This window comes from Sphingomonas sp., assembly GCF_017744835.1.
Lineage (GTDB): Bacteria > Pseudomonadota > Alphaproteobacteria > Sphingomonadales > Sphingomonadaceae > Sphingomonas.
In genome coordinates this window covers 53,362-77,875 of record NZ_JAGIAM010000005.1, presented here as the reverse complement: position 1 = coordinate 77,875, position 24,514 = coordinate 53,362, and the positions used below count along the sequence as shown (strand labels likewise).

The 24,514-nt window shown below is 66.2% G+C and carries 39 protein-coding genes and 1 tRNA gene; 27 read left to right on the top strand and 13 right to left on the bottom strand.

Going from position 1 to position 24,514, the window contains the following annotated elements:
- Nucleotides 1–56: 56 nt before the first annotated feature.
- Genes J7500_RS15475 through J7500_RS15465 form a run of 3 tightly spaced genes read right to left on the bottom strand, consistent with a single transcriptional unit; the run spans nucleotide 57 to nucleotide 1,636 of the window.
- Entirely contained in the window at nucleotides 57–818 is a 762-nt protein-coding gene (locus J7500_RS15475) for a methyltransferase (RefSeq protein WP_294062796.1), read from the bottom strand.
- Nucleotides 819–1,460, bottom strand: coding sequence for a GIY-YIG nuclease family protein (locus tag J7500_RS15470; protein ID WP_294062794.1), 642 nt, complete (start codon nucleotides 1,458–1,460; stop codon nucleotides 819–821).
- The gene (locus J7500_RS15465) at nucleotides 1,457–1,636 is read right to left on the bottom strand and encodes a carph-isopro domain-containing protein (RefSeq protein ID WP_294062792.1); all 180 of its coding nucleotides are present in this window, start codon (nucleotides 1,634–1,636) and stop codon (nucleotides 1,457–1,459) included. Before J7500_RS15465 ends, J7500_RS15470 begins: the two co-directional genes overlap by 4 nt.
- Before the next feature lie 72 nt (nucleotides 1,637–1,708).
- Here J7500_RS15465 and J7500_RS15460 point away from each other — a divergent pair, with 72 nt between their 5' ends.
- From J7500_RS15460 to J7500_RS15345, 24 genes are all read left to right on the top strand, one after another.
- Nucleotides 1,709–2,437, top strand: a complete 729-nt coding sequence (locus J7500_RS15460; protein WP_294062790.1) for a S24 family peptidase — start codon at nucleotides 1,709–1,711, stop codon at nucleotides 2,435–2,437.
- Nucleotides 2,434–2,658, top strand: a complete 225-nt coding sequence (locus tag J7500_RS15455; protein WP_294062788.1) for a hypothetical protein — start codon at nucleotides 2,434–2,436, stop codon at nucleotides 2,656–2,658. Before J7500_RS15460 ends, J7500_RS15455 begins: the two co-directional genes overlap by 4 nt.
- Nucleotides 2,659–2,751: 93 nt before the next feature.
- Nucleotides 2,752–3,249, top strand: coding sequence for a hypothetical protein (locus J7500_RS15450; RefSeq protein WP_294062787.1), 498 nt, complete (start codon nucleotides 2,752–2,754; stop codon nucleotides 3,247–3,249).
- Nucleotides 3,246–3,461, top strand: a complete 216-nt coding sequence (locus J7500_RS15445) for a hypothetical protein (protein WP_294062785.1) — start codon at nucleotides 3,246–3,248, stop codon at nucleotides 3,459–3,461. The genes J7500_RS15450 and J7500_RS15445 overlap by 4 nt, the downstream gene beginning before the upstream one ends.
- The gene (locus tag J7500_RS15440) at nucleotides 3,458–3,817 is read left to right on the top strand and encodes a hypothetical protein (RefSeq protein WP_294062783.1); all 360 of its coding nucleotides are present in this window, start codon (nucleotides 3,458–3,460) and stop codon (nucleotides 3,815–3,817) included. The genes J7500_RS15445 and J7500_RS15440 overlap by 4 nt, the downstream gene beginning before the upstream one ends.
- Before the next feature lie 94 nt (nucleotides 3,818–3,911).
- Nucleotides 3,912–4,298, top strand: a complete 387-nt coding sequence (locus tag J7500_RS15435) for a hypothetical protein (protein ID WP_294062782.1) — start codon at nucleotides 3,912–3,914, stop codon at nucleotides 4,296–4,298.
- Nucleotides 4,298–4,591 carry a hypothetical protein gene (locus J7500_RS15430; RefSeq protein ID WP_294062781.1) on the top strand — a complete coding sequence of 98 codons (294 nt, stop codon included), beginning with the start codon at nucleotides 4,298–4,300 and terminating at the stop codon, nucleotides 4,589–4,591. The genes J7500_RS15435 and J7500_RS15430 overlap by 1 nt, the downstream gene beginning before the upstream one ends.
- The gene (locus J7500_RS15425) at nucleotides 4,588–4,848 is read left to right on the top strand and encodes a hypothetical protein (protein WP_294062780.1); all 261 of its coding nucleotides are present in this window, start codon (nucleotides 4,588–4,590) and stop codon (nucleotides 4,846–4,848) included. The genes J7500_RS15430 and J7500_RS15425 overlap by 4 nt, the downstream gene beginning before the upstream one ends.
- Nucleotides 4,845–5,432, top strand: a complete 588-nt coding sequence (locus J7500_RS15420) for an HNH endonuclease signature motif containing protein (protein ID WP_294062779.1) — start codon at nucleotides 4,845–4,847, stop codon at nucleotides 5,430–5,432. Before J7500_RS15425 ends, J7500_RS15420 begins: the two co-directional genes overlap by 4 nt.
- Nucleotides 5,429–5,635 (top strand): hypothetical protein, encoded by a 207-nt coding sequence (locus J7500_RS15415; protein ID WP_294062777.1) that lies wholly within the window; start codon nucleotides 5,429–5,431, stop codon nucleotides 5,633–5,635. Before J7500_RS15420 ends, J7500_RS15415 begins: the two co-directional genes overlap by 4 nt.
- The gene (locus J7500_RS15410; protein ID WP_294062775.1) at nucleotides 5,632–6,303 is read left to right on the top strand and encodes a hypothetical protein; all 672 of its coding nucleotides are present in this window, start codon (nucleotides 5,632–5,634) and stop codon (nucleotides 6,301–6,303) included. The genes J7500_RS15415 and J7500_RS15410 overlap by 4 nt, the downstream gene beginning before the upstream one ends.
- Entirely contained in the window at nucleotides 6,300–6,968 is a 669-nt protein-coding gene (locus J7500_RS15405; protein WP_294062774.1) for a Rad52/Rad22 family DNA repair protein, read from the top strand. The genes J7500_RS15410 and J7500_RS15405 overlap by 4 nt, the downstream gene beginning before the upstream one ends.
- Nucleotides 6,968–7,480, top strand: coding sequence for a single-stranded DNA-binding protein (gene ssb / locus J7500_RS15400; RefSeq protein WP_294062773.1), 513 nt, complete (start codon nucleotides 6,968–6,970; stop codon nucleotides 7,478–7,480). Before J7500_RS15405 ends, ssb begins: the two co-directional genes overlap by 1 nt.
- Nucleotides 7,480–7,815: a hypothetical protein gene (locus J7500_RS15395; protein WP_294062771.1), complete on the top strand. Its 336-nt coding sequence runs from the start codon at nucleotides 7,480–7,482 to the stop codon at nucleotides 7,813–7,815. The genes ssb and J7500_RS15395 overlap by 1 nt, the downstream gene beginning before the upstream one ends.
- Nucleotides 7,808–8,137 (top strand): hypothetical protein, encoded by a 330-nt coding sequence (locus J7500_RS15390; protein WP_294062770.1) that lies wholly within the window; start codon nucleotides 7,808–7,810, stop codon nucleotides 8,135–8,137. Before J7500_RS15395 ends, J7500_RS15390 begins: the two co-directional genes overlap by 8 nt.
- Before the next feature lie 14 nt (nucleotides 8,138–8,151).
- Nucleotides 8,152–8,556 carry a hypothetical protein gene (locus tag J7500_RS15385; protein WP_294062769.1) on the top strand — a complete coding sequence of 135 codons (405 nt, stop codon included), beginning with the start codon at nucleotides 8,152–8,154 and terminating at the stop codon, nucleotides 8,554–8,556.
- Between the two features lie 9 nt (nucleotides 8,557–8,565).
- A complete protein-coding gene (locus tag J7500_RS15380; RefSeq protein ID WP_294062768.1) occupies nucleotides 8,566–9,102 on the top strand; it encodes a hypothetical protein in 537 nt (178 codons plus the stop codon).
- Nucleotides 9,103–9,379: 277 nt separating this feature from the next.
- Nucleotides 9,380–10,186 carry a hypothetical protein gene (locus J7500_RS15375; RefSeq protein ID WP_294062767.1) on the top strand — a complete coding sequence of 269 codons (807 nt, stop codon included), beginning with the start codon at nucleotides 9,380–9,382 and terminating at the stop codon, nucleotides 10,184–10,186.
- Nucleotides 10,179–10,478: a hypothetical protein gene (locus J7500_RS15370; RefSeq protein ID WP_294062766.1), complete on the top strand. Its 300-nt coding sequence runs from the start codon at nucleotides 10,179–10,181 to the stop codon at nucleotides 10,476–10,478. Before J7500_RS15375 ends, J7500_RS15370 begins: the two co-directional genes overlap by 8 nt.
- Nucleotides 10,471–11,043, top strand: coding sequence for a hypothetical protein (locus J7500_RS15365; protein ID WP_294062765.1), 573 nt, complete (start codon nucleotides 10,471–10,473; stop codon nucleotides 11,041–11,043). Before J7500_RS15370 ends, J7500_RS15365 begins: the two co-directional genes overlap by 8 nt.
- The gene (locus tag J7500_RS15360; RefSeq protein ID WP_294062764.1) at nucleotides 11,040–11,306 is read left to right on the top strand and encodes a hypothetical protein; all 267 of its coding nucleotides are present in this window, start codon (nucleotides 11,040–11,042) and stop codon (nucleotides 11,304–11,306) included. Before J7500_RS15365 ends, J7500_RS15360 begins: the two co-directional genes overlap by 4 nt.
- Entirely contained in the window at nucleotides 11,303–11,689 is a 387-nt protein-coding gene (locus J7500_RS15355) for a hypothetical protein (protein WP_294062763.1), read from the top strand. The genes J7500_RS15360 and J7500_RS15355 overlap by 4 nt, the downstream gene beginning before the upstream one ends.
- The gene (locus J7500_RS15350; protein WP_294062762.1) at nucleotides 11,686–11,868 is read left to right on the top strand and encodes a hypothetical protein; all 183 of its coding nucleotides are present in this window, start codon (nucleotides 11,686–11,688) and stop codon (nucleotides 11,866–11,868) included. Before J7500_RS15355 ends, J7500_RS15350 begins: the two co-directional genes overlap by 4 nt.
- Complete coding sequence (locus J7500_RS15345) at nucleotides 11,855–12,943, top strand: tyrosine-type recombinase/integrase (protein WP_294062761.1); 1,089 nt, start codon at nucleotides 11,855–11,857, stop codon at nucleotides 12,941–12,943. Before J7500_RS15350 ends, J7500_RS15345 begins: the two co-directional genes overlap by 14 nt.
- Before the next feature lie 24 nt (nucleotides 12,944–12,967).
- Here J7500_RS15345 and J7500_RS15340 read toward each other — a convergent pair.
- The 5 genes from J7500_RS15340 to infA form a co-directional block, all read right to left on the bottom strand.
- Nucleotides 12,968–13,043: transfer RNA gene (locus J7500_RS15340), tRNA-Phe, on the bottom strand.
- A gap of 30 nt (nucleotides 13,044–13,073) precedes the next feature.
- A complete protein-coding gene (locus J7500_RS15335; protein WP_294062760.1) occupies nucleotides 13,074–13,259 on the bottom strand; it encodes a DNA gyrase inhibitor YacG in 186 nt (61 codons plus the stop codon).
- Nucleotide 13,260: 1 nt separating this feature from the next.
- Nucleotides 13,261–14,211 carry a ribonuclease E/G gene (locus J7500_RS15330; RefSeq protein WP_294062759.1) on the bottom strand — a complete coding sequence of 317 codons (951 nt, stop codon included), beginning with the start codon at nucleotides 14,209–14,211 and terminating at the stop codon, nucleotides 13,261–13,263.
- Nucleotides 14,204–14,773, bottom strand: coding sequence for a nucleoside triphosphate pyrophosphatase (locus J7500_RS15325; protein WP_294062952.1), 570 nt, complete (start codon nucleotides 14,771–14,773; stop codon nucleotides 14,204–14,206). The genes J7500_RS15330 and J7500_RS15325 overlap by 8 nt, the downstream gene beginning before the upstream one ends.
- Nucleotides 14,774–14,834: 61 nt before the next feature.
- Complete coding sequence (gene infA / locus J7500_RS15320; protein ID WP_003049127.1) at nucleotides 14,835–15,053, bottom strand: translation initiation factor IF-1; 219 nt, start codon at nucleotides 15,051–15,053, stop codon at nucleotides 14,835–14,837.
- Between the two features lie 233 nt (nucleotides 15,054–15,286).
- Between infA and J7500_RS15315 the strand changes: the two genes are divergently transcribed.
- From J7500_RS15315 to J7500_RS15305, 3 genes are all read left to right on the top strand, one after another.
- Nucleotides 15,287–15,547 carry a GlsB/YeaQ/YmgE family stress response membrane protein gene (locus J7500_RS15315; protein WP_294062757.1) on the top strand — a complete coding sequence of 87 codons (261 nt, stop codon included), beginning with the start codon at nucleotides 15,287–15,289 and terminating at the stop codon, nucleotides 15,545–15,547.
- Nucleotides 15,548–15,603: 56 nt separating this feature from the next.
- On the top strand, nucleotides 15,604–16,161 hold the full coding sequence (locus J7500_RS15310; protein ID WP_367112989.1) for a DUF4126 domain-containing protein: 558 nt from the start codon (nucleotides 15,604–15,606) through the stop codon (nucleotides 16,159–16,161).
- A 105-nt stretch (nucleotides 16,162–16,266) separates the two neighbouring features.
- Nucleotides 16,267–19,182: a VIT domain-containing protein gene (locus J7500_RS15305; protein ID WP_294062753.1), complete on the top strand. Its 2,916-nt coding sequence runs from the start codon at nucleotides 16,267–16,269 to the stop codon at nucleotides 19,180–19,182.
- 12 nt (nucleotides 19,183–19,194) lie between these two features.
- Here the strand turns inward: J7500_RS15305 and J7500_RS15300 are convergent, their stop codons facing one another.
- The 5 genes from J7500_RS15300 to J7500_RS15280 all read right to left on the bottom strand — a co-directional run bounded on the left by J7500_RS15300 (nucleotide 19,195) and on the right by J7500_RS15280 (nucleotide 24,477).
- Nucleotides 19,195–20,148, bottom strand: coding sequence for a rhodanese-related sulfurtransferase (locus J7500_RS15300; RefSeq protein ID WP_294062752.1), 954 nt, complete (start codon nucleotides 20,146–20,148; stop codon nucleotides 19,195–19,197).
- Between the two features lie 86 nt (nucleotides 20,149–20,234).
- Complete coding sequence (locus tag J7500_RS15295; RefSeq protein WP_294062750.1) at nucleotides 20,235–22,409, bottom strand: sodium-translocating pyrophosphatase; 2,175 nt, start codon at nucleotides 22,407–22,409, stop codon at nucleotides 20,235–20,237.
- Nucleotides 22,410–22,514: 105 nt separating this feature from the next.
- Nucleotides 22,515–23,375, bottom strand: a complete 861-nt coding sequence (gene thiL / locus J7500_RS15290; protein WP_294062748.1) for a thiamine-phosphate kinase — start codon at nucleotides 23,373–23,375, stop codon at nucleotides 22,515–22,517.
- A gap of 207 nt (nucleotides 23,376–23,582) precedes the next feature.
- Entirely contained in the window at nucleotides 23,583–24,044 is a 462-nt protein-coding gene (gene nusB, locus J7500_RS15285; RefSeq protein WP_294062747.1) for a transcription antitermination factor NusB, read from the bottom strand.
- A gap of 46 nt (nucleotides 24,045–24,090) precedes the next feature.
- Nucleotides 24,091–24,477, bottom strand: a complete 387-nt coding sequence (locus J7500_RS15280) for a nuclear transport factor 2 family protein (RefSeq protein WP_294062746.1) — start codon at nucleotides 24,475–24,477, stop codon at nucleotides 24,091–24,093.
- Nucleotides 24,478–24,514: the final 37 nt, after the last annotated feature.

The window sequence follows — 24,514 nt, the reverse complement described above, 5'->3', positions numbered from 1 at the left end:
CCCGGTGTCACCGTGCACAGGGATTGCCGCAGGGGTGAGGATTGCGAGGAGGAGTTTCATGCTGCTGCCTCCGCGAACAGCGGGAGCCCCGCATGTTGACGGTGCGCGCGCGCCTCTTCGAAATCGCAGGAGGCAACCTCGACGTTCGGCGCGACGCCGCGCCAAAGCGGCTTGGCAAAGGTGGTGTCGGTGCTCTCGCAGAGCAGTTGGATGCCTGTCGCTGCCGTGAAACGATCGTACTTCGCCGATTGGCGCTCGCGGTAGCAGGTGCGCCCACTATACTCGAAGGGCACCGACATACTGGGGAGAATGAAAACGCCCCAGCTCGCCAGATCGGAAGCGATATCGACAACAGCGAGGTCGTCTTCGCCGGAGTAGCGCGGCGCTTCGATCTTGGCAGTTTTGCCGAAGGGCGGGTTGGACAGAGCGCAGTCGAATTGCCCGCGGGCTTCGGTTACGCTCGCGCAAATCCACTCAGCCTCCGGGAAAACCTTCTTGCCAACCGCGACGTAATCAGGATTGATCTCGACGCAGGTGACGCGAGCCTTGCGACCGGAGAGCCACCACGCCCACAGACCGAGGCATCCGATGCCCGCGCAAAGGTCGATGATCGTCTCGGCGCCGTTGGCATAGCAAACGACGCTTGGGGCCAGTTCCGACGGCGTGAAGAACGCGCCTGCAGCCGAGTTCACATGGCGGGCACTTTCCTGCCAGTTATCGAGCATGAATGTGCGCTGGTCGTCGTCAAGAACGTCCAGAGCCAGGAGTTCTTCGGCGCGCTGGTGGGCTGCGATTTGGGCTTTGGAGAGCTTTGCCACCTACCGCCCCTCCACATTCACCGGGTCCGCTCCACAGGGGGAGAGGGAAGCGGACCCGGTGTCACCGTGCAGGGAGGCGGCACGGTGAAGGGGGGAGGCATTAGCTGCGTCCAGCATGAAGGACCGCACGCGGCGCGATACATTCGCGTAGGCGTTACGACCTTTGCGCAGGCCGGCCACGAAGGCGGGATCACCAACGGCGCGGCGCCCGAAAGCCGATGCAGCCATTCCCGTCTTGCGCAGGAACCCCTCAATATCGCGCAGGAGGTATTCGTCGCAGTACGTGATCTGCCGATCAGCCTTGCGCGTGCGGGGCTTATCCGGCTTGGCCTTCCTGGGGCGCTGCAACCATGTAGGCTGCGGCAGCGTGGCCTCATCGAAGGTGCCGGCGACAATCTCCGAAATGACGAGTTCAAGCTCGGGCGACCAGCGGAACCACTCGCCATGATCGTTCTGCGCGAGGAAAAGCGCGTGAAAGCGCCGCTCCAAATCGTAGCTGCCGGGGATCGTGGCGGCGATTTCGGGCTTCGTCGGCGCCCACAAATTGAGACCCGCAAGTCGGTCGTGGATAAGCGTCGTGCAGCCGATCTTGACCGGGTCGCGCTCACCAACCGGGCGAATGAAATAGACAAGGCTGTTCATGCTGCCTCGGCGCGCTGCGGAACGGGCGGGATCGCCACGACCGACGGAAGGTGCTCCTCGGGGATGTTGTTGCGCTCCCACCAGCCTTGGACGGTCGTGTGGTTCTTGTGGCCAAGGGCGCGCGCGAGCGGTCGGATGCCGCCACGTTCCCGGATTAGCTCGGCATGATTGCTCATACGCAAGACATACGTACGTGCGTACGCCACGTCAACGTGGAAAGTGTATCAGCACTATGCGAAACGCCGTACGTGCCGAACGAACAGACAATTGGTGAGCGCCTGCTGGCGCTGTTGGAGCGGTCTGGCCGATCAATGGCCGCCGTCTCGAAGGCTGCTGGGTATAAGACGCCCAGTGGCGTGCAGCGCTATTTCAGCATGGACTATGACCCGCCGGTGCTTCCGCTGGAGATCGCGCGCAAGCTGGCTACGGGATTTGACGGAAGCGCCATTAACCGTGACGAAATCTTTTCTCTGGCAGGTTTCCCTTCAGAACCAGAGGGTAAGACCGTAAAGTTCGAAGGCGCCTCCGACGTAAGGCTGGCGCGGGACCTTCCGATCTATGGGACGGCGTTGGGTTCGCCTCGCGAGATCGAGGGAGAGGCAATAGAGCAGACGTTTTTGGACGAAAGCACAGTCATCGAGTACCTGCCGCGGCCTACCGTCCTTCAAGGGCGAGCGGACGTATACGGGTTCTACATCCAGGGATCTTCGATGGCTCCGCGCTTCGAAGAGGGCGAGCTGGGCTTTGCTGAGACCAAGCGTCCGCCGCGCGTCGGTGACGACGTGGTGGTTTTTCTTGCCGGCCCCGATCACCACGACGGCGACCGAGTCAACGCAGTGCTGATCAAGCGCCTGGTTCGTCGCACCGCCCAGTATATCGAACTGGAGCAGTTCAATCCGGTTAAGACCTTCCGCGTGGAGGTGTGCCGCGTGAAGCACGTTCACCGCGTTCTCCCCTGGAGGGAAATCCTGTCGTGAATGAGGATCGGCGCCTGTTGCAGGAGTGCCGTAGCGAGCTTCGCAAGATTCGTGACGCGATGGAAGTCCTTGCCGCTCTGGCGACATTCTCCGTTATTTTAGGCTTCGGATTCAGCGGCTTGATTTGGCCGAAGGCGGACGGCTTGTGGGCCTTCGCGGTATGGGTCGGCGCGCTCATCGCCCCAGGGTATATCGTCAAAGGTATTCGCGACCGGCGGTAGCGTACGTATTTTTTACGCATGATGTGTTGACACGTACGTACGTGCCGCGTACGTATGACTTCAACGGCCCACATGGCCGCTGGAGGACATACGATGGCGGAAGCCGAAAGCCAGAATGGGTGGACGCCCGGCCCGTGGTCGTGGTTCGGCAATGCCCGTAACCGCGAAATCTATCTGGCGACTACTCACAGCGGGCGCCGGTACGTCATGGGCTTCAGGCGCTGGGGCATGTCTGGCGCACAGCCGATGTTTCAGCCTGCCAATCGCGGTCTCGTGCCAGCGGAGCGCCTGCTGACTTTCGAAGTCGGCGACCGTGAGGTTCGAGGCGTCGAGCAGGCCAAGGCAAACGATAGCGTCTATCGGCTCGACATTAGCGGGATCGACTGCGCAGACGCCCGACTGATCGCCGCCGCGCCGGATTTCGCAACCATTGCGCCCGATGCTGTTGAGCTACTCAACCGCTACGCCGCTTTCATCCGGGATCATGTGCGCGCCGATGATCTGGAGATGCATCCGTATCTCCCGGAGATTGAGCGGGTCGCCGATGACCTTGACGCCGCCCTTCGCAAAGCCCGCGGAGAGGCCCGGTGAACGCACACCGCCTCCCTCATCGCCAGACCACCACTGAAATAGTGGGAGAGCTGGAAGCAATCGCAAAGCGGTTGCGGGGTGCGCCTGTGAAGGCAGGGCGCCGGTACGTCTCTCAGGACGATATCGCGATCAACGCAGCAGAGCAGCGGGTGCTGGCGTCAATGCGCCGGGTCGATGAGCTGCGCGCGGAGAAGTGGGGAGCAGGCAAGTGAGCGACGCACGCGACGCCTATTGGCTCGAAGCCTTCGAAATCTCGATGGAGGAAGCCGACTGCGGCCACCTTCTCGCACAGATGACCGATGAGCAGCGCAAGCAGGTCGCTTGGGGCATCCAAGGGGCGCACGAGAACATCGGACTGGTGTTCTACACGCCGGAGAACCCGCTTCGTTCGGAAAACGAACGCCTTAGCCGCAAACTGCGGTGGGAGCGGGAGCTTGTGGCTTGCGATGCCTGCAGGGGCTGTGGTCGCGAAGAGTACGCCGCTGGTCCGTGGTGGGTCAACACGTCCTGCCACAAGTGCAACGGCGCCGGGAAGGTTCACCCGCGCAGCGAGCGAGAACCAGCATGATCCGCCACCTCTTCTCCACTCGTCTCGGGTGGGAGCTTTGTGCTGCCGGTATTCTGGGTGGCTGGGCTGTTTCATTTATCTTGGGAGGGATTTGATGGGCGCTCCGGGGCACCTTTTCGGCACCCTCTACGTCTATCGTGATGAGGACGGAGATGCCGCCGCAGTGAGCCGTTGGGCGAAGGGGCCGAATGGCGGCCTTTCCGCTGACGCTATCGCGCGGATGCACATCCCGACACCGCGTTTGAGCCGGGACGAAATCAATCGCTTCGCTCGGATGTTCGCGGCTGCTCCCGATCATGCCCTGATCGCATGGGCTCTCTGCATGGCCGGCGCGCGCTGGGAAGCGTGGAGAGACGGACAGGGCGAGTTCTGCATCGACGGCATTCGCCACTGCACCAAGCTCGATGAGTTCGGCGTGCCGACAATGACCGACGGCATGCGCGCCGCCATCGCCCAATCAAAAGCTCAAGGAGAGGGGTAATGGACCTCACCGTATCCGAAGTGCTGTCGCGCGCTGCCGACCTGATCGAGCCGGAAGGCAAGTGGACGCGGGGGGTCTACGTCGGGCCAGATCGCAACTGCTGGTGCGTGCTGGGGGCTATCCAGCGCGCGGGCAACTTTGGCCATGACGATAACCGCCCGGTTGCTTTCCTTAAGGACCTCATGGGCGTGGCTTGGCTTCATGAGTGGAACGACGACCCCAATCGGACCCAAGCCGAAGTAGTCGCGAAACTCCGCGAGGGCGCAGCTCTGGCACGGGAGCTGGGCCTGTGACCATCGACCAACTCATCACCGCCCCTACGGCAGACATGTTCGCTGGCGTGGCTGAGATCGTGCGGCGGGACCAGGCGCGCAGCCAAGCGCGGAACCAGGCTGAGCCTTTCGCCCGCGCCGCCGAGCGTGATGCCCGCATCGATGACGCACTCGCCCGTCTGGATGCGAGCATCGAACGCAGCAAGCAATTCTGGGCTGAGCAGGAAGCCGCCCGCAATGCCGATGATTGGCAGAGAGCATGGGAGAACCGCAAGTGAGCAAGGGCCTGCCGATCCGGCGCGCGCAGTTCAAGACTGCGGCCTTCCTCGCTTGGCTTGCCGAGAACGGCGCCGAGGTGGGTACGCCGACCAACCTCTACGAGGTGGTTCGGTATCGCGCCTATCACGCCGGGAGCGTGAAGGCCCTGACGCACATCGTCTATGCGAAGGAGAGCGGGCTACTCAACTTCCAAGGCGCATCTGCCGAGCATTACGGCCTGTTCCAAGCTGGCCTGACGTTCGGGCGCGGTCTGGCGCTGGCGGCGCCCGGAGCGGGCAACCAGCTTGAAGCTGCATCCGCTCCCAAGCCGACGGTGAAGCAGGGCGACGACGAAAGCAAGGCGGCGCGTCGGCGGGCCAAGCTGCTCGCGCGGGACGGTGACGAATGCTGGTTTTGCGGGCGCGCGATGGGCGACGACTGCACCATCGAGCACTTGGTCGCCAGGTCCAAGGGTGGGGTGAACCACCTCGACAACTACGCCCTCGCGCATCGGGCCTGCAACAACGCAGCCGCCGACAAACCCCTCGTTGAGAAGATCGCGATGCGGGAACGCGCGCGTCAAGCACAGGAGATTGCAGAGTGAACGCGCTCCGCCCTTTCATCGAGCGCCCCGGCGCGTCGGCAGCGCAGCGGCATTTGTCGCACCGCTACGCCACGCTGCTCGCGCTGCACGATCGCTGCCGCGCCTCTGCCAACGCCATCACGCGCCTTCCGGGCATCGCTACGGCTCTGGACACCGTGCGCGCCCGCATGGCCGCCCTGAACGACGAGAGGAAGGCGGCATGACCGGCATTCTCCACAACGCGCCGCCCGTCGAACGGTGGGCCCTCCACATCGAAGACCTGTTCGAGCTTATCTCGGGCACGGTTGCCGGCGCAGAGGTCACTACCGATGAACAGGACGCTGCACTCGATAGCCTGCTCGATGACGTGCGCAAGGCTCGCAAGGACGCCGACGTCGCACGCGTCGCCGAGAAGAAGCCGCACGACGATGCCGCGAAGGCCGTCCAGGCTGCGTGGAAGCCGCTGCTCGATCGCTGCGACATGGCCGCGGACGAGATCAAGCGCCTCCTGACGCCGTACCGCACCGCCAAGCAGAAGGCCAAGGACGAAGCCGCCCGTGTGGCCCGCGAGGAAGCGGAGGCCAAGCAGCGCGCCGCACAGGAGGCGTTGCGCCAGTCGGGCGACCTGGAGGCCAAATTCGCGGCCGAGGCCGACTTGAAGCAGGCGCAAAAGCTCACGGCGTCGGCGAACCGCATCGACCGCGAGGCAACGGGGCTGCGCACCTATTGGGATGTGACCCTCACCGACGCCAAGGCCGCGCTGCTCCACTACATGCAGTGCCAGCCCGACGCGCTCAAAGCGTGGTTGCAGGATCAGGCCGAGCGCGACGTTCGCGGCGGCGCCCGCGCAATCCCCGGCTTCACCATCACCGAACAGAAGAGGGCTGCATGACGGTCGATCTTGCGGCGCTGGCCGCCCCGTTCCCCGCTGACGCCATCCATTGGCGCGCGCAGAGCCTGACCAGCGATGGCGATAAGGCGATGGCGCTGGCGTATATCGACGCTCGCGACGTGATGGACCGCCTCGACGCGGTATGCGGTTCCGCCAACTGGCAGGACAGCTACACCGAAACCGTCAAGGGCCGACTGATCTGCGCGCTTCAAATCCGCATTGACGGAGAGTGGATCACCAAGAGCGATGGCGCTGGCGACACCGACGTTGAGGGCGAGAAGGGGGCTATCAGCGACAGCCTCAAGCGCGCTGGCGTCAAGTGGGGCATCGGTCGCTACCTGTATAACCTGGGCAATGTCTGGGCGCCGTGTGAGGCTTCCGAGTTCAACGGCAAGAAGAAGTGGAAGGCGTGGAAGCCTGAGGCTGATCGCGTCTTTGCTGCCGCGCTCGCCAAGATCGCCCCGCCCGAGCCTGTGATCGATGACGGTCAATGGGCGCTGATTACGAGCCTCATCGCCTCCACTTCGACCAACTCCGTCGCGCTCTGTGAGCACTACGGCATCCCGTCGCTCAAGCAGATGACCGTTGGCCAATTCAAGGATGCCAAAGCGCGCCTCGAAAAGCGCCTCCCCAAACCCGAAACCGAACAGAAGGAAGTCGCATAATGGCCGGAAGCGTCAACAAAGTGATCCTCGTGGGCAATCTCGGCCGCGATCCTGAAGTCCGCTCGTTCCAGAATGGCGGCAAGGTGGCCGAGCTTCGCCTCGCCACGTCGGAAAGCTGGAAAGACCGGCAGACGGGCGAGCGTAAGGAGCGCACCGAATGGCACACCGTGAAGATTTTCACCGACGGCCTCGTTGGCGTGGCAGAGAAGTATCTGCGGAAGGGCTCGAAGGTCTACATCGAAGGCCAGCTCCAGACCCGCAAATGGCAGGATCAGAGCGGCGCGGATCGGTACAGCACGGAAGTCGTGCTGCAGGGGTTCAACGCCACGCTGACGCTGCTCGATGGGCCCACTGCTGGGGGTGCGGACAGCTCGTCTGCCGACAACCACCAAGCGGGTTCCCGGTCCTCTGCTGGCAGTGCTAGCGGGCCGTCGTACACCGGCACCGAGGATCTGGACGACGACGTGCCCTTTGTCCGTTGGGACGATGGCTCGGGACGCCAGGTGCTCTGATGCTGCCGCAGCGCCTCAAGCCGGATCACTTCAAGCCCAAGCCTCGGCTGCGCTCGACGGCGCACCGGGACTGGGTGCGCTCGCATCATTGCAGCGTGCCCGGGTGCCAGTTGATGCCGATCGAGGTTGCCCATGTGAACCGGGCAAGCACGCGCGGCATCGGCCAGAAAAGCAGTGACGCCTTCACCGTGAGCCTTTGTCGCGAACATCACGCGGAGAGCCACCGGGGCGAGCGCACTTTCGAGGCCAAGCACGGCATCCGCCTCTTGAAGCTGGCGGAGGAATTTTACCGCGCATCTCCTCACCGCTCCAAGCTGGATGACCCCTATGTCTGATGCAATCGATCGCGCAGTCGCGGAAGCCGAGGCGCTGCTTGAGCAAGCGGCAATAGCGCGTGCGGAGGCAGAAAACGCCGACGAGAAGCGCAAACAGGTCAAGGCGCTCATGTTCATCAAGTTCAGGGACGCGGGCAGCTCGGCCGCTGATGCCGCCGAGCGCGCCATGACAACGCCCGAATATCTCGCGGCGGCCGATGAATGGATGAGCGCGAACATCACCTGGCGCCGGTTCGACGGCAAGGCGCGAGGAAAGGAACTCAAGTTCGAAGCGTGGCGCACCAAGGCCGCGACCGAACGTGCCGCCATGAACCTTCGTTGAGAGGAGACACAACCATGTTCGTGAGGAAGAGCAAGTACGAAGCAGAGCGCGAGCGGGCCAAGGTCAGCGGAGCCGCCCTGTCGGAGCTGACGGGCGAGCTGATCAAGGGAATGGCCGCGCTGGGCTATGAGCCGGACGCCGGCCCTTCCGACGTGACCACTGCCGGGAAGGCGATCCTCGCGCTGACAGGAGTGTCGTGGCACCGCGATCACCTCCAGGAAGAGGTCGAGACGCTTCGCCTCGCCCTGCGCGCCTCAGAGGGTGCGCTTCGGGAGATTGCAGCGATGCAGACCGACAACTGCGCCCACATCGGCAAGCGCATGGCCGACCGTGCCCGAAAGGCTCTGCCGGGCGGCGGTATCGCATTCACGAAGCATGCGGCCCCTGCAGCGTCCAACGGCGCTGTGGCGAAGCACTAGGAGGGCGGGATGGAACTCACTCTAGACCGCGATGCCATCCGCGAGGCGATCATCGTCCGGGCATACGAGGAAATCAGCGGAGATTGGGATTTCCGCGACGAAATCCGCGCCGAGATCAAGCGCCGTGTCGATGGCGTTTTCGCCACGACGGTGAAGGAGGAGGTTGCTTCGGCCGTCCGCGAGGCGGTCCAGTCGGGCTTCGACCGCGAGTATCAGAAGGTCGACTCCTTCGGCGCCGCCAAGGGCCCGGAGACGACGATCCGAAAGGAACTGGAGCGGCTGATCGAGGGCTACTGGTCCCAGCGTGTCGATTCCACCGGCAAACCGACCGAAAGCTCCTATTCGTCCACGACCCGCGCGGAATGGATGATGACCCAGATCTGCGGTGAAAAATTCAAGGACGACATGAAGGCCGCGATGGTGAGCCAAACCGCCGCCCTGAAAGATGGTCTGCGAGCCAAACTCCGCGCCTCAACCGACGAGATGCTCGGGCAGCTTTTCCGCGTCCAGACGGCGCAGGACAAGGCCGAGGGCCGATACTGTTAACCGCCCGCCCCCGGGCTAACCGGGGCGGCGACTGGTGCCCCTGGTCGCCGCCCCGAGAAAGGATCCACGATGCATCAGGACATAACAGACGAAGCCCGCCGTCGCTTCTACGAGCGGCACGTCACGCGCGATCCTGATGGAAAGCCCGTATTCCCGCTGCCGTTCGCGAGCAAGTCCGCTGCGAATGTCGTCCCCATGCACGGAGAGCCTGAGAAGGTTGTTCGGATAAGGAAGGGGAATGGTCGTGGGTGATCTACCTAGCGTGGAGCAGGCTCGCGTGACCACTAACCCGGAAGCAATCGACCGTGCGACTCTGGAGCGCGCGCTTCGCAAGGCAAGTGCGGCCCAGGCGCAAGGTGAAATCGCCCGTCTTTCTGGCGAGGAAGGGCTCGCGATCTACAAGGCTGCTGAGCGGGCCGCCGAATTGCAGCGGACGTTCGATCTGCAATGGGATGCCGACATGCGAGCCGTTCAGCGCTGGCGTGCTGCAAATCCGGGCAACGACCTGGTTCTGCCAGATCGCGGCAAGCTGACCGAATGGCTGCTCGAACGCGCCTTCGCCCAGCCCACGCCTGCCGCTGCGAGCGTGAGCCGCGATGTCGATACCGCTCTCCGGTCGGCGTTGGTTCGTAGCACCACCCATGTCGAGACGCTTGAGGTGCCCACGCCTGCCGCTGCGCCCGATGAGCAGCCAGCGGGGAGCGACAGTGGTGCGGGGGAGGTTGAGGCCCTACCGGAGCTGCGGCCGAATGAGAGGCGCGCTTTCCGCAAATGCACCGCGCACGGGCAAGTCGGATGGTACGACTACGTTCCGTACAGCCTCTCGGTTCCTATCGCTGTCATGCCTTGCGGGTGCGGTCGCGAGAGTATGATCGACATTAGCGAGGAGGAATTTCACGCGGTCAGCGGCGTTCCGAAATTGCCGGAATGCCAGTTGCTGGACGTCGCATCGTTCAACGCGGGTTGGGACGCTTGCGAGATGCTTTGGCACGGCCGCGTCAAGTTCCCAGAGGAACGGAAGGCCGCGACCCTCGCCGCTCGGATCGCTCCCCCCGCCGCATTCGATGGAGGGCGCCATGACTGAGCAAGACAAGGCGCGGGCGGTGTTGGCCAAGCATGGTCTTCGCGACGGATTCAATCTTCCCGAACTGCCCGGATACATGGTCATGGTCGATCCAGAGACAGTGATTGACGCGGTTGTCGAAGCCCTTGCCTACGCCAACACGGCGCAGGGAGAGGGGGTGCGCGACGCCTATCGACGCGCCGCTGAGATCGCACTGACCTTCCGCCCGAAGGGGCCGAACGCCCGCCACTTCGTGGACGTGCTGGTCTGCGACATCGCCAAAGCCATCCAGCAGGAGGCCGACCGTGCCTAAATCTCCACCGCTACCGATCAGCACGCCGATCCCCGAATTGCAGGGGATTGCCTCAATAGCCACTCCCGAGAACACCCCCACGCCTGCCGCTGCGGTGGCGGATAGGTCCAAGGGTGATCCCGTCGAGGAAATCGCGAGGGCTGTGTGCTGGCATCACTTCGGTTTGAAGTGGGAGCACGCCGAGCGCCAGTCGCGGGAGGAAATCTGCGCGATGGTGCGCCGGATGCTGGGCGCCCCTGCCGCTGCGGTGGCGAATAGGGAGGCGCTCATCGCAAAGATCGACGCGGAAATTCAGCGGATTACGGGATGGCACCCGTCCAAGGAAATCCTTGCAGAATGCCGCGCCATCCTCGCCCTCGCTGCATCCGACCAGAGCGTGGCGGGAGGGTGGGTGCTGGTGCCGCGCGAGCCGACCGAGGCGATGATCGAGGCGTATTTCGACCGATGTCGCGATCTTGGCTTTACCGCGCACATTACCGCGGCTGCTGCTTGGTCCGCCATGATCGCCGCCGCACCCACTGCGCAGAGCGGGGGAGCCACCACCCCCAAGGAGCCGACAGCATGAGCAAATTTCGGCAGATCGACACCGCCCCTTATGGGCGCGAGGTCGAAGTGCGCTGCGGGCGCAAGTGGTTCCCTGCTATCCTCGTGAAAGACGGGTCGATGACCGAGGACGAAGCACCCTGCGACCAGTGGCAGGCGACCACCGACAGCTTTCCGCGCAATTGGTCCGACGGCGCATGCTGGGCGAGCAACGCTGACGGCAATATGAGCGACCAGCCCGAGGAATGGCGGCACCTCCGCGCCCGCGCCACAGGTGCCGCATGAGCAACGAGCAGATCGGGGCGATGCGGGATGCGCTGTTGTCTATCGCGGCGAAGCTGGCGGACCAGCACGAAGAGCCTTGGCCGGACGGCACTGAAAGCGGGCGGCTGCACTACTGGCGCGACAAGGCCATCACCGCAGCAAGCGCGCTAGAAGCCCTCGCCAACGCCTCCCCGAGCCGGGATGCGGTGATCGAGGCGGATATTTTCAAGGCTGTCGACGCCGCCTGCGTTGATGAACTGGCCGGAAAGCCATGCGGCTGCATTATCGAGAAGGGCTGCGCGGTCGCTGGGTATCACGATCCGGAGGCCGCGGCCAACGCCTTCAAGGTCGAGATTGTGGCGCATGTTCTCGCCGCCCTCAAGAGCAAGGAGGGCGAGCGGTGACGGCTCCTGCGCGCATCACCCAGGCTGATATTGACCGCGCGACCAAGGCCGTCGCTGCGGCCAAGCTGGACCATGCGCGCATCATCATGGACTTGGAGAACCGGCGGATCGAGATCATCATCGGCGAATCGGCACCGGAACGACCGATGCCCGAGAAATGGGACGATGATGATGTCTGACCTTCCCCCGCACGTCTATCCGGTCAAGGATCGCCACGGCAAGACCCGCTACCGCTTCGTGCGCAAGGGCTGGAAGGGTGGATATCTCCCAGGCGACCCGGGCGCTGCCGAGTTTCACGCGCGCTACGCAGCGCTTGTCGGCGCCGGCCCTGTGGAACCCGCATCGGCGGGCTCCCCGCGCTCAATCAAGCCGCGCAGCCTCGATGAGCTGGTGATCCGTTACAAGAAGACCGTGCGCTGGTCGAAGAAGGGGGCGCGCACTCAACTGGTGCAAGGCCGCATCCTTGAGCGCTTCTGTGATCGCGTTGGCAAGACAGGTCGCCGTTATGGCGAGCGGCCCGTTGCCAGCGTCACGGTCGCTTGGCTGGAAACCGTGTTCGGCACGATGGCAGAAACGCCCGCCGCCGCCAATGAGCTGCGCAAAGTGCTGGCTGGCTTGATGGACTGTGCTCGCCGCATGTCGCCACCTTGGATTACCGACAACCCCGTTCGATTGACGGACAAGTACGACAAGGGCGAAGGCTTCCACGACTGGACCAACGAGGAAATCGAGCAGTACCGAGCCTATCATAAACTCGGCTCTATGGCGCGTCTCACGCTCGAATTAGCCCTCAATACGGCGGCGCGGCGGTGTAACGTCAACAAGATCGAGCGCGACCATATCAAGGGCGGGCGGGTCATCGTGGACCACGCGAAGGGCAACAATCAGGCTTCGGTCCCGCTCCTCGCCACCACACGCGCGGCGATCGATGCGCTGCCGGCGGCTCCGATTCGCTTCCTCGTTACGACGCAGTTCGGAAAGCCCTTTACGGACGCCGGGCTCGGCAATCGGATGCGCAAATGGTGCGACGATGCTGGATTGCCGCATTGCTCGATGCATGGCCTTCGCAAGGCAACCGCCAGGCGCCTCGCGGAAGGTGGAGCCACCGACGCGGAGGGGCAGGCCGTCACCGGACACAAGAAAGCCGAGACGTTCGCCTACTACCGCGCAAGGGCTAATCGGGCTGCGCTTGCCGACCGCGCGTTTTCCAACCTTGAACCCGAGGCTGGTTTCCAACCTCAAGAAAAGGACTGAAAATCATATGCTTGTGGGAAGGGATGGTGCCCAAGGGCGGAATCGAACCACCGACACTGCGATTTTCAGTCGCATGCTCTACCAACTGAGCTACTTGGGCACACCAGCGAACCGCCGGGGAGCGCGCCTCTTAGTCGGGCGAATCGGCCCTGTCCAGCCCGCTTTGCGCATTTGGATCAACGGGGTCGCCGGCGATGCGATAGCCTTCGCCCAGCCATTGCAGCAGGTCGCGATCCTTGCAGCCGCGGCTGCAGAAGGGCTTGAACTCGGATTGGGTGGGCTGGCCGCAGATCGGGCAGCCTTCGCGCTTTGCCATATCACTCCTTTGCCGAGACGAACTCGGTGGTCCCGCCGATTCGCCGCGCCAGCTCCTGCTTCCAGCCGGGCTGCTGGGCGAGGCGGCGCGCGATCCGCTGAGTCACCATATGGGTGGCCGGCGGCGGCGGGGGAAGGCGTTCGAGCCGGCGCAGCTCGGCGCGCGTCTCGGCGCCGACGGGATCGGCGCGCAGCAGCTCGGGAAGCGAGGGACGCGTCCGGCGCCGTACGATCTGGAGGAAGCCGAAGCCGTTGACCGCGGTCCGCTCGAAGGGCTGGGGGAGTGCTGCGTCGATCGCCTCGGCCACGGCCTGGCGCGCGGCCTTGCTCGAGAGCGTCGGGAAGTCGATGCCGATCGAGCCCGCGATGCCGTGCCGCTCGATCGCACGCGCCACGGCATGCGCGGCGGCCACCGCCAGCGGCTCGATCGGCCCCGATCCGTCGACGTCGAACAAGGTCATCGCCGGGGTCGGCGAAAGCCGCAGCGCACCGCCGGGGAAGGCGATCTCGCCGGTGACCGCTTCGTCGAGCACTTCGGACCAGCCCGCTTCCTCGATCAGGTCGGGCTCATGCGCGCGAAGCTGCCGCACGGGCAGGCCGGTCGCGGTGATGCGTGCGAGCAGGTCTGGTCCCGGCCCCAGCGGCGCGTCGGGCGCGCCGGGCACGGCCTTGGGGAGCTTGGCGCGGCCGGGCTCGGGGATGGCCTCGCGCACGATCCGCACCCTCAGCGCGGCGCCCTGCGTGATGCCCTGCGGCAGCGGGTCGCACAGCGCCTCGCCGCCGCCATCGAGCGTCACCTTGCCGGTGCTGCGATCCGCCAGCCGCGCGGCGAGCACCGCGCCTTCGCGCGGAGCCGTGCCCTCGAGCTCGATCCGCGCCTTCCAGATGACGCCGCGCGAGACCAGTGCCGCGCGCGCTTCGCCGATCCCGGCCTCGTAGAGCCACTCAGCCAAGTCTGTAGCCCGCCGATTCGAGCAGCGCGCGCGTCTCGAACACCGGCAGGCCGACCACCCCCGAATGGCTGCCGGAGAGATAGCGCACGAACGCCTCGGCGCGGCCCTGGATCGCATATCCGCCCGCCTTGCCCATGCCTTCGCCACTGGCGACGTACCAGTCGATCTCGGCTTGCGTGAGCCGCTTGAAGGCGACGATCGTGTCGGAGAGGCGCGTGCGCACCTTGCCCCCGGTATCGATCAGGCAGACCGCGGAAAGGCAGCGGTGGCGCCGGCCCGAGAGCAGGCCCAGCATGCGCCGCAGGTCGGCTTCGTCCTCCGGCTTGGCGAGGATGCGCCTGCCCACGGCGATCGTGGTGTCGCCGGCCAGCACGATCTCGTCGGCCTCGCGCGGCACCGCATGCGCCTTGTCGATCGCGACGCGCAGCACATAGGCGCGCGGCGTCTCGCCGGCGCGGACATCCTCGTCCACGTCGGGCGCAGCGATGCGATCGGGCACGGCGCCGATCCGCGCGAGCAGGTCGCGGCGGCGCGGGGATGTCGAGGCGAGGACGAGCCGCAAGGGGGCTCCTGTCATTCTGGCTCCCGGCCTATGCCGGGATGACCCGCCCCTGCGGCGCGGGTCACTTGAAGCGGTAAGTGATGCGACCCTTGGTCAGGTCGTAGGGCGTGAGCTCGACGAGCACTTCGTCGCCCACCAGCACGCGGATGCGATTCTTGCGCATCTTGCCGGCAGTGTGGCCGAGGATCTCGTGATCATTCTCGAGCCGGACGCGGAACATCGCGTTGGGCAGAAGCTCAACGACCTGTCCGCGCATTTCAAGCAGTTCTTCTTTGGCCAAAAAATATGCCTCTCAAGCTGAGCGCCAGCGAAAATTGGCGGTGCCTTTACTCTGCCCGGCGCAAAAAGGGAAGGCGGGGAGGAAAGATGCTCCCGTCCGATGCGGAGGAGATGGGAAGCGGCCGGCGGATTTTCGGGAGGCCGAACCGAGTTGCTCGCGCCGCTCCTTGTGATAGCCTCGCGCCAGCCCGATCGTCCGCGGGGCGATCGGGCATCTGGAGCAGGAGGGAATCTATGAGCGTCGGCAATATCGTCTCGACAATCATCGTCGGCCTGATCGTCGGTATCCTTGCGCGATTCTTCTACCCGGGCGCCGTGCACATGGGATGGATCGCCAGCATCGTGCTGGGCATCGCGGGCTCGTTCCTTGCCGGGCTGATCAGCAACTGGATCAAGCCGGGCGTGCAACCGCTCAAGCCCGCCGGCTTCCTTGCCTCCATCGTCGGCGCGATGGTGCTGATCTTCATCGGACGACTGATCGGCCTCGACTTCTGACCCGTTAGCGGCCGGGGCCGGTGGGCGCGGTCGAGATCATCGGCTTGGCGGCAAGCGTGAGCCTGCTCTCGGGCTGGCGCGTCTATCTCTGCGTCTTCGCCGTGGGCATGGCGATGCACTTCGGCTGGATCGCCATGCCGGAGAATCTGCGGGCGCTCGGCGTGCTCGCCAATCCCTGGATCATCGGGATCGCAGCGGCGGGCGCGCTCGCTGAGTTCCTCGCGGACAAAGTGATGTGGATCGACAGCGCCTGGGACGCGGTCCACACGCTCGTGCGCCCCGTGGGCGGCGCCCTTCTCGCGCTCGCGCTGGTCGATGCGCAGGACCCTGCCTGGCAAGTCGCGGCGCTGCTGCTCGGCGGCGGCGCGTCGCTGCTCTCGCATAGCGCCAAGGCGGGCACGCGCGCCGTGGTCAACGCCAGTCCCGAGCCGGTCAGCAATCTGGTCGTCTCTAGCGGCGAGGACGTGCTGACCACGGGTGCGTTGTTCGCGGCGCTGGCCAACCCGGTGGCGGCGGTGCTGGTCGCGATCGTGCTGCTGGCGCTGGTGGTGGCGGGCATGCTGATGCTTCGCCGCTTGCTGGCCGCGATGCGGCGACGGACCCAGCCGAAATAGCGGCCGGCCCGAACCGGGACCGGACCCCAGGCGAATGCGGCTTCCCACGGACGGATCTCTTGTGCATGATACAAGGTATCATAGCCTGAATGGGGGAGGGCGCGGATGATCGTGCGTTGGTTGCTGGCTGGTCTGTGTCTGCTGCTGCCCGCCACGGCGTTCGCCCAGGCGGAACGATCCGCTCCCAGGCTTGGGAGTCCCAGCCTCACCGCGCTCGCGAACGGCGTGCGCGACGAGAGCCGAATCCGCGACATCGCCCTCGATCGGCTCGACGTCGCGATCGAGCTGCGCGGCGGAATCGCCGAAACCACGATCACCGCCCGCTTCGGCAACCGCGGCGGCGAGCCGCTGGAGGGCGATTTTCGGCTCGTGCTCCCTGCTGACGCCGTGGTCACCGGCTATGCGCTCGATTTGAAGGGCAGGATGGTCGACGGCGTGCTGGTCGACCGCCCGCGCGCAAAGGCAGTGTACGAGGCGAACGTCCGCGGCCGTGTCGATCCCGGGCTCGCCGAAGTCGATCCCGCCGGCACCTTCCGCACCCGCGTCTTCCCGATACCGGCCAGGGGCGCCCGCACGATCCGGCTTCGCTACGTAGCGCCGCTGTTCAATTCGCACCGCGGCGAGGACGTGCTCGTGCTGCCGCTCGATCTGCCTGCGCCGAAGGATGGCTGGTCGATCAGCGTGCGCGCGACGGGCGTGACCGCCGCGCCCAGCCTTACCTGGCCCGGCCGCGGCCCGATCGCCATGGCGCGCGAGGGTGACGGCTTCGCGGCGCGCGAGGAGGGCAAACGCGCCCTCGATGGCCTGCTGATCCTCGGCCGCCCGGCGCTGCCCGATGCCGTTGTGAGCCGCAATTCGCTCGGCGAGCGCTTCGTCCAGCTCGCCGGCACTGCGACTGCGGAAACCGCAGCCCCGGCAGATCGCCTGCGCATCTATTGGGATCGTTCGCGTTCGCGCCTGGGCGATCACAAGAGCGAGTTCGCGCTCCTTCGCCGCACCCTCGCCGCTCTGCGGTCCAGGAGCATCGAAGTCGTCACCTTCAATTCAAGCGGCGCCGAGCGCCGGACAGTCGCGGACGCCGATGCCGCCATCGCGATGCTCCAGGCGGCGCGGTACCGCGGCGCCACCAGCTTCGCGCCGCTAGCCGGGGATCTGCGTACGGCCGATCGTTGTCTGCTCTTCTCCGAGGGCAAGCCGGCGATAGACCGCGATGCGACGGTAACGCTCCCGTGCCGCGTCGACGCGGTCGCGGCGTCCAAGGCCGCCGACCTCGGCTGGCTGCGCCATTTCGCCGGCGCACATGGCGGCCGGGCGCACCGGCTGGGGGACGATCTTGGCGCCGTCGAGCGCGCGCTCGTCCAGGTCGCGCCGGCGGTGACGGCAGTGCTCGACGACCAGGGGCGGCGCCTGCCCTTCGTGCCGATCGAGAGCGGCGCCGGCCAATGGCTGGTGGCTGCGCGCGCGCCGGACCGGGGTGGCGTCCGCGTCGTGCTGGGCGGGCGCGAGCTGCGCCGCGCGTTGCCGGGTGCGGCGGAATTCGCAGGCGAAGGCGTGTTGCTCGCCGCCGACGCGCTTTCGACGCTGGGCGACGCCGATCGCCGGCCGGACTATGTCGCGCTCAGCCGGCGCTACGGGCTGGCGAGCCCCAGCCTGTCGTTCCTCGTTCTCGAATCGCCCGAGGATTATGTGCGCTTCGACATTGCTCCGCCCGAGAACTATCCGGCGGACGATCTGGGCCGCTATCGCGGGCTGCGCGCCGAAGCGGACAAGGCAAAGGCCGCCGAACGCGGCCGGCGGCTCGATACCGTCGTCAGGCTCTGGAACGAGCAGGTCGAATGGTGGAAGCGCAAGTTCGATCCCGCGGCACGCCCCAAGCGTAAGCCGCGGCGCGTGGAGGGCGTTCCTGCTCCCGCCGCCATGCCTGCGCCTCCGCCTCCGCCGGTTCCGGAGGCGATGGTCGAAGTCGTGGAGGCTGACGACACGGCCAGTGTCGTTGTGACCGGTACGCTGAGCCGGAGCGCCGCACCACAGCGGGCGTCCGCCGCGATGGTCGACAGTGTCGATACCGTCGATGCTGCCCGGGCGAAAATCGAAATCGACGCCTGGCAGCCCGAGCGCCCTTATCTCAAGGCGTTCGACGCAGCGCCCGGGCAGTTCGACACGCTGTTCCCCGAGCGGGAGGCGCAGCACGGCACCTTGCCGGCCTTCTACCTGGACACCGCCGAGTGGCTCCGCCGCCACGGCCGCGAAGCCGAGGCGGCGGAGATGCTACTCTCGACGCTCGATCTGCCGGTCGCCAATGAAGTGACTTACGGCCTCGTTGCCGACCGCTTGGAACGCTATGGCGCGCTCGACCGCGCGGTCGAGCTGCGCGAGCGCCAGGCCGCGCTCGACCCGGAGCGACCTCAGCCCAAGCGGCTGCTCGCGCTGGCGCTCGCCCGCCGCGCAGCCAGGCAGCCCGCGCACGCCCGCGCCGACCTCGAACGGGCGATCGCGCTGCTCGCCGAAGTCGCGCTCACGCCTTGGAACGGTGCCTGGGAGGGAATCGAGACGATCGCGCTGATGGAAGCCAATGCGCTCATCCCCAGGCTGCGTGCGCTGGGCGGCGAGACGAGCCTCGATCGGCGGCTGATCGCGCTGCTCGACACCGACATCCGCGTCGTCGCCGAATGGAATACCGACGCGACGGATCTCGACCTGTGGGTCGACGAGCCCAATGGCGAGCGCGCGATCTACAGCAATCCGCGCACGGCGATCGGCGGCCATCTGTCGAACGACATGACCAGGGGCTTCGGTCCCGAGGAATATTTCCTCCGCCGCGCGCCGGAGGGTACTTACACCGTGCGGGCCCATGTCTTTGCCGGGGACCGGATCGATCCCAACGGCCCTTCGGTCGTCGCTGTCCACCTGATCCGCGACTTCGGCCGCCCGAACGAGCGCGAGGAATCGGTCGATATCGAAGTGCTCGGCAAGGATGCGGGCGAGAAGCTGGTCGGCCGGCTGGTCGTCGGGAAAAAATAAGCGGCTTGGCGCTCAGTCCTCGTCGCGCTCGGGGTGGCGCGCGCCGACGTGCGCCTCGCCGCGTTCCGCCGCGAGCCGCGCTTGGCGGTGCCGTTCGGCATAGCGCTCGCGCTGCGCGTCGCTTCGCGATTCATGGCAGGCGGGGCACGACACCCCCTCGACGAACAGGGGCGAGCCGCGATCCTCAGGGCTCACCGGCATGCGGCACGCGCGGCACAGGCTGTGGGTGCCGAGCTCCAGCCCGTGCCCTACCGATACGCGCTCGTCGAACACGAAGCATTCGCCCTGCCAGCGACTCTGCTCGGCGGGCACCTGTTCGAGATAGGCGAGGATACCGCCCTTCAGGTGATAGACTTCGTCCAGCCCCTCGGCCTTGAGGAAGGCGGTCGCCTTCTCGCAGCGGATGCCGCCGGTGCAGAACATCGCGATCTTCGGTTTCTCCGCGCCGCTTTCCCATTCGTGGCGATGCGCGCGCACCCATTCGGGGAATTCGCGGAAGCTCCTGGTCCTGGGGTCGATCGCGCCGGCGAAGCTGCCGATCGCGACTTCATAGTCGTTGCGCGTGTCGATCACGATCGTGTCGGGCCGCTCGATCAGCGCGTTCCAGTCCTGCGGCGCGACATAGTCGCCGGTGTCGGTGGGATCGAGGTCGGGCTCGCCCATCGTCACGATCTCGTTCTTCAGCCGCACCTTCATCCGGTAAAAGGGCATGCTCGCCGCGCGCGAATGCTTGACGTCCATGTCGGCGCAGCCGGGCAGGGTGCGGATATGCGCGAGCACCTTATCGATCGCCGCGCCGCTGCCCGCAATCGTGCCATTGATCCCCTCGCGCGCGAGCAGCAGCGTGCCCTTGACGCCCTCGGCACAGCAGAGCGCGGCGAGCGGCGCCTGGATCGCGGCAGGATCGTCGAAGCGCGTGAACTGGTAGAGCGCGGCGACGTGGATCGGAAGCTGGGGCTGAGTCACGCGCGGCGCCTTAGCAGAGCGGGCCCGCCCAAACAAAACCCCGCCCGGAGAGGCTCCGGGCGGGGTCGGAAGTTCAGGCGATATCCTCAGCCGGCGACGTGCGTCCCCGCGAGCGCCGCGAGCAGCAGCAGCGCGACGATGTTGGTGATCTTGATCATCGGGTTCACCGCCGGCCCGGCAGTGTCCTTGTAGGGATCGCCCACCGTGTCGCCGGTCACGGCTGCCTTGTGGGCCTCGGAGCCCTTGCCGCCGTGGTTGCCGTCCTCGATGTACTTCTTGGCGTTGTCCCATGCGCCGCCGCCCGAAGTCATCGAGATCGCGACGAACAGGCCCGAGACGATCACGCCCAGCAGCATCGCGCCCACCGCGGCAAAGCCCTGCGCCTGGCCGGCGACCGCGGTGATGATGAAATAGACTGCGATCGGGCTCAGCACCGGCAGCAGCGAGGGGATGATCATTTCCTTGATCGCCGCCCGCGTGACGATGTCGACGGTGCGGGCATAGTCCGGGCGGCTGGTGCCCTCCATGATCCCCGGATTGTCGCGGAACTGGTTGCGGACGTCCTCCACCACCGATCCGGCGGCGCGGCCCACCGCAGTCATGCCGAAGGCGCCGAACAGATAGGGGAGCAGCGCGCCGAGCAGCAGCCCGACGATCACGTACGGGTTGTTCAGCGAGAAATCGACCACGGTGTCCGGGAAGAACTCCTTGAGGTCGGTCGTATAGGCGCCGAACAGCACCAGCGCCGCGAGCGCCGCCGATCCGATCGCATAGCCCTTGGTCACGGCCTTGGTGGTGTTGCCCACTGCGTCGAGCGCGTCGGTCTTGTGCCGCACTTCGTCCTCGAGTCCCGCCATCTCGGCGATGCCGCCGGCATTGTCGGTCACCGGTCCATAGGCGTCGAGCGCGACGACCATGCCCGCCAGCGCGAGCAGCGAAGTCGCGGCGAAGGCCACGCCGATGATCCCGGCGATCTGGTATGCCGCGATCACCGCGACGACGATCACCAGCGTCGGCAGCGCGGTCGATTCGAGGCTGATCGCCAGCCCCTGGATCACGTTGGTGCCGTGGCCCGTCACCGAAGCCTTGGCGATCGACTTGACCGGGCGATAGTTGGTGCCGGTGTAATATTCGGTGATCCACACCAGCAGTCCGGTCACCGCCAGGCCGATCATCATGCAGATGAACAGGTCCCATCCGGTGAAGGACGGGCCGGCGGCGAGGCCCGCGATCGCCTCGTCGGTGAGCGGACCGTCGACCAGGCTGCCGAGCTCCGGAACGCCGCCGATCGGGGCGTTCAGGTCGCCCAGCGCATAGCTGGTGACGAGCCAGATCGCCGGGATCGAGAGCAGCGCCGTCGTCCAGAACCCCTTGTAGAGCGCGCCCATGATCGACTGGCCCTTGCCCAGCCGGACCATATAGGTGCCGATGATCGAAGTGATGATGCACACCCCGCCGACGATTAGCGGCAGCGACATCAGGTTGGTGAGCAGCGCGGTGTCGAGCCCGCGCATCAGCAGCGCGATCGAGACCATGGTGAGGCCGAGCGTCACGACATAGGTCTCGAACAAATCGGCGGCCATGCCGGCGCAGTCGCCGACATTGTCGCCGACATTGTCCGCGATCACCGCGGGGTTGCGGGGATCGTCCTCGGGAATGCCTGCCTCGACCTTGCCGACCAGGTCGGCGCCGACGTCGGCGGCCTTGGTGAAGATGCCGCCGCCGAGACGCGCGAAGATCGAGATGAGCGAGGCGCCGAAGGCCAGCGCAGTCAGCGTGCCGATCACCGCACGGGCATTGGGCTGGTAGTGGGCGACTTCGACCAGGTACCAGAACAGCCCGGCGATCGCGAGCAGGCCCAGGCCTGCCACCAGCATGCCGGTGATAGCACCCGAGCGGAAGGCGAGGGTGAGCCCGCCCTGCAGCGATCCGCGCGCGGCTTCGGCAGTGCGGACGTTGGCGCGGACCGAGATGTTCATGCCCACATAGCCCGCGACGCCCGAAAGCACCGCGCCGATCACGAAGCCCAGGGTAGAGAGCCCGCCAAGGGTGAAGAACAGCACGACGGCGACGATGACGCCGACGATGGCGATGGTCGTATATTGCCGGCCCAGATAGGCTTTCGCGCCTTCCTGGATCGCGGCGGCAATGCTTTGCATCTTCTCGTTGCCGGCGGGTGCTCTCAGCACCTGCTGGCTGGTCAACAGCCCATAGGCCACGGCTATCAGGCCGCAGGCGATTGCAAGGTAAACAATCGTCATCCGGTGCAGTCCTTCCCCTAGAACTTCTGGAAATCCGCGCCAGTCTTTGCCGGTCTTCGGAAGGGGGGAGCGTATCGGGGGCTCTTGGGGAGCGCAAGGCGCGCGTCAGCCGTGCTCGTAGCCCAGCTTTTCGGGCGGCTTGGCGCCATCGAGCAGTAGCGACGCGGGCCCCTTCTCGGCCATGCTCCCGACCTGCACGACCGGAACCGGCGGCTCGAATCCGGCGGGCGCGGCGAAGAGCAGCGCATAATCGTCGCCCCAGCTCGCCGCCGCGATCCGGTCCTCGCGCGCGACGCCCGGCGCGAAGGGGAAGGCGTCGAGCGACAGCATCGCAGTGCAGCCGCTCGCCTCGGCCATGCGCCGCGCGTCGAGCAGCAGCCCGTCGGAGACGTCCATCATCGCATGGACATGCGAGGCGAGCGCGCGCCCCTCGGCAAGCAGCGGCCTGGGGCGCAGATAGGCCTCGCCGTCGCCGGCGCGGAAGCCGAGCATCGCGGCGCCGATCGTGCCCGCGACGAAGAGCGCGTCGCCCGGCCTCGCGCCCGCGCGCGTCGGCACCGGCGTGACGGTCGCGCGGCCGATCGCCGTGCAGCCGAAGGTCGCGGGGGTTCCGGGCTTGAGCGCGATCGTGTCGCCGCCGAGCAGCGGCACGCCATAGGCCTCCAGAATCGCGCGCAGCCCCTCGACGAAGCGCTCGGAGCCCTCGATCAGCGCCGCGCCGATCAGCACGCCCAGCGGCTCGGCGCCCTTGGCGGCGAGATCGGAGAGATTCACCGCGACCAGCTTCCAGGCCACATCGGCGGGATCGGTGCCGGGCAGGTAATGGACGCCCTCGGCGATCGCGTCATGGGTGAGGACGAGCGTCTCGCCGCCCAGCGCCAGCGTGGCGCAATCGTCGGCAAGCCCTTCCGCCCCCGGGGCGAGGGGAAGCGTGCGCAGCGCGGCGATGAATTCGGCTTCGGTCATGGCGCACCCCCAAAACCTTCCCCTTGAGGGGAGAAGGATACGGAGCCTTGGCAGCTTGCTGCCCAGGCGTAGTTGGATGAGGGGTGGGCGCTTGCGCAGCAAGCGCGCGAAGCTTCGCTTCGCACCACCCTCACCCAGCTCCGACTAACCTTTTGCTGCGCAAAAGCTAAGTCTGCGCAACCCTCTCCCGCCGGCGGGAGAGGGGAGTTAACCCCGCACTTCCTTCGCCACCGCATCCAGGATGCCGTTGACGAAGCCCTTCTCGCGCCGGTCGTAGAAAGCGTCGGTCACGTCGAGATACTCGCTGATCACTGCGCCCACCGGCACGTCGTTCCGCGCGAGCAGCTCGTAGGTGCCTGCGCGCAGGATCTGGCGCATCGGCTTGTCGAGCCGCTCGAGCGACCAGTCGGCCGAGAGCTTGGCCGCGATCAGCGCGTCGATCTCGTCCTTGCGCGCGTCGACGCCCTTCACGACATCGTCGAAGAAGAGCACGTCGGCTTCGGCATATTCGACTTCCTCGATCACCGCGCCGAGCCGGTGCTGGTGGAATTCGTGGAGCAGCGCAGGCACGGGCGTGCCTTCCATCTCGCGCTGGTAGAGCGCCTGGACGGCGGCGAGGCGCGCAGCGGCGCGCGCCTTGGAACGGGTCTTTGCTTTGGGACTTGGCATAGCGGCGGCAGATAGGCGCGTGCGCCGCCAAAGGCAAAGGCTGCGATCAGCGGCCCGGCGCACCCGCTCCGGCAGGGTTGTCGAGGTCCAGTGGATAGGTCCCGTGGCCCGAACGGACGCGGTCGCCGTCGAATACCAGCACTTCGCTCACCGGGACGCCGCGCTGGTTGCGATACTGGATCACCACTGCGTCCACGCCGGCGAACACGCGCTCGACCGTGAAATGGAGGTCGGGGATGCGCCGCAGCCCTTCCTCCCAATAGGCCCTGAGCGCCGCCTTGCCGGTGATTCGCCCGCCGGTCTCGGGCAGCAGCTTCGCCGCCACCGGCGAGGTGAAGACCGCGTCCTCGTGGAAATGCGCGAGCACCGCGTCGAGGTCGTGCGCGTTCCAGGCGGCGCACCATTCAGCGGCAAAGGCGTCGGGATCGTCCATGGTGCCATCCTGGCTCGCCGCCGTGCGCGCGGCAATC

Coding starts and splice junctions, on each gene's coding strand:
- J7500_RS15470 (WP_294062794.1), bottom strand. CDS start 1,460: ATGAACAGCCTTGTCTATTTCATTCGCCCGGTTGGTGAGCGCGACCCG.
- J7500_RS15465 (WP_294062792.1), bottom strand. CDS start 1,636: ATGAGCAATCATGCCGAGCTAATCCGGGAACGTGGCGGCATCCGACCG.
- J7500_RS15450 (WP_294062787.1), top strand. CDS start 2,752: ATGGCGGAAGCCGAAAGCCAGAATGGGTGGACGCCCGGCCCGTGGTCG.
- J7500_RS15435 (WP_294062782.1), top strand. CDS start 3,912: ATGGGCGCTCCGGGGCACCTTTTCGGCACCCTCTACGTCTATCGTGAT.
- J7500_RS15430 (WP_294062781.1), top strand. CDS start 4,298: ATGGACCTCACCGTATCCGAAGTGCTGTCGCGCGCTGCCGACCTGATC.
- J7500_RS15410 (WP_294062775.1), top strand. CDS start 5,632: ATGACCGGCATTCTCCACAACGCGCCGCCCGTCGAACGGTGGGCCCTC.
- J7500_RS15405 (WP_294062774.1), top strand. CDS start 6,300: ATGACGGTCGATCTTGCGGCGCTGGCCGCCCCGTTCCCCGCTGACGCC.
- ssb (WP_294062773.1), top strand. CDS start 6,968: ATGGCCGGAAGCGTCAACAAAGTGATCCTCGTGGGCAATCTCGGCCGC.
- J7500_RS15395 (WP_294062771.1), top strand. CDS start 7,480: ATGCTGCCGCAGCGCCTCAAGCCGGATCACTTCAAGCCCAAGCCTCGG.
- J7500_RS15390 (WP_294062770.1), top strand. CDS start 7,808: ATGTCTGATGCAATCGATCGCGCAGTCGCGGAAGCCGAGGCGCTGCTT.
- J7500_RS15385 (WP_294062769.1), top strand. CDS start 8,152: ATGTTCGTGAGGAAGAGCAAGTACGAAGCAGAGCGCGAGCGGGCCAAG.
- J7500_RS15380 (WP_294062768.1), top strand. CDS start 8,566: ATGGAACTCACTCTAGACCGCGATGCCATCCGCGAGGCGATCATCGTC.
- J7500_RS15370 (WP_294062766.1), top strand. CDS start 10,179: ATGACTGAGCAAGACAAGGCGCGGGCGGTGTTGGCCAAGCATGGTCTT.
- J7500_RS15360 (WP_294062764.1), top strand. CDS start 11,040: ATGAGCAAATTTCGGCAGATCGACACCGCCCCTTATGGGCGCGAGGTC.
- J7500_RS15355 (WP_294062763.1), top strand. CDS start 11,303: ATGAGCAACGAGCAGATCGGGGCGATGCGGGATGCGCTGTTGTCTATC.
- J7500_RS15345 (WP_294062761.1), top strand. CDS start 11,855: ATGATGATGTCTGACCTTCCCCCGCACGTCTATCCGGTCAAGGATCGC.
- J7500_RS15335 (WP_294062760.1), bottom strand. CDS start 13,259: ATGGCAAAGCGCGAAGGCTGCCCGATCTGCGGCCAGCCCACCCAATCC.
- J7500_RS15315 (WP_294062757.1), top strand. CDS start 15,287: ATGAGCGTCGGCAATATCGTCTCGACAATCATCGTCGGCCTGATCGTC.
- J7500_RS15305 (WP_294062753.1), top strand. CDS start 16,267: ATGATCGTGCGTTGGTTGCTGGCTGGTCTGTGTCTGCTGCTGCCCGCC.
- J7500_RS15295 (WP_294062750.1), bottom strand. CDS start 22,409: ATGACGATTGTTTACCTTGCAATCGCCTGCGGCCTGATAGCCGTGGCC.
- thiL (WP_294062748.1), bottom strand. CDS start 23,375: ATGACCGAAGCCGAATTCATCGCCGCGCTGCGCACGCTTCCCCTCGCC.
- nusB (WP_294062747.1), bottom strand. CDS start 24,044: ATGCCAAGTCCCAAAGCAAAGACCCGTTCCAAGGCGCGCGCCGCTGCG.
- J7500_RS15280 (WP_294062746.1), bottom strand. CDS start 24,477: ATGGACGATCCCGACGCCTTTGCCGCTGAATGGTGCGCCGCCTGGAAC.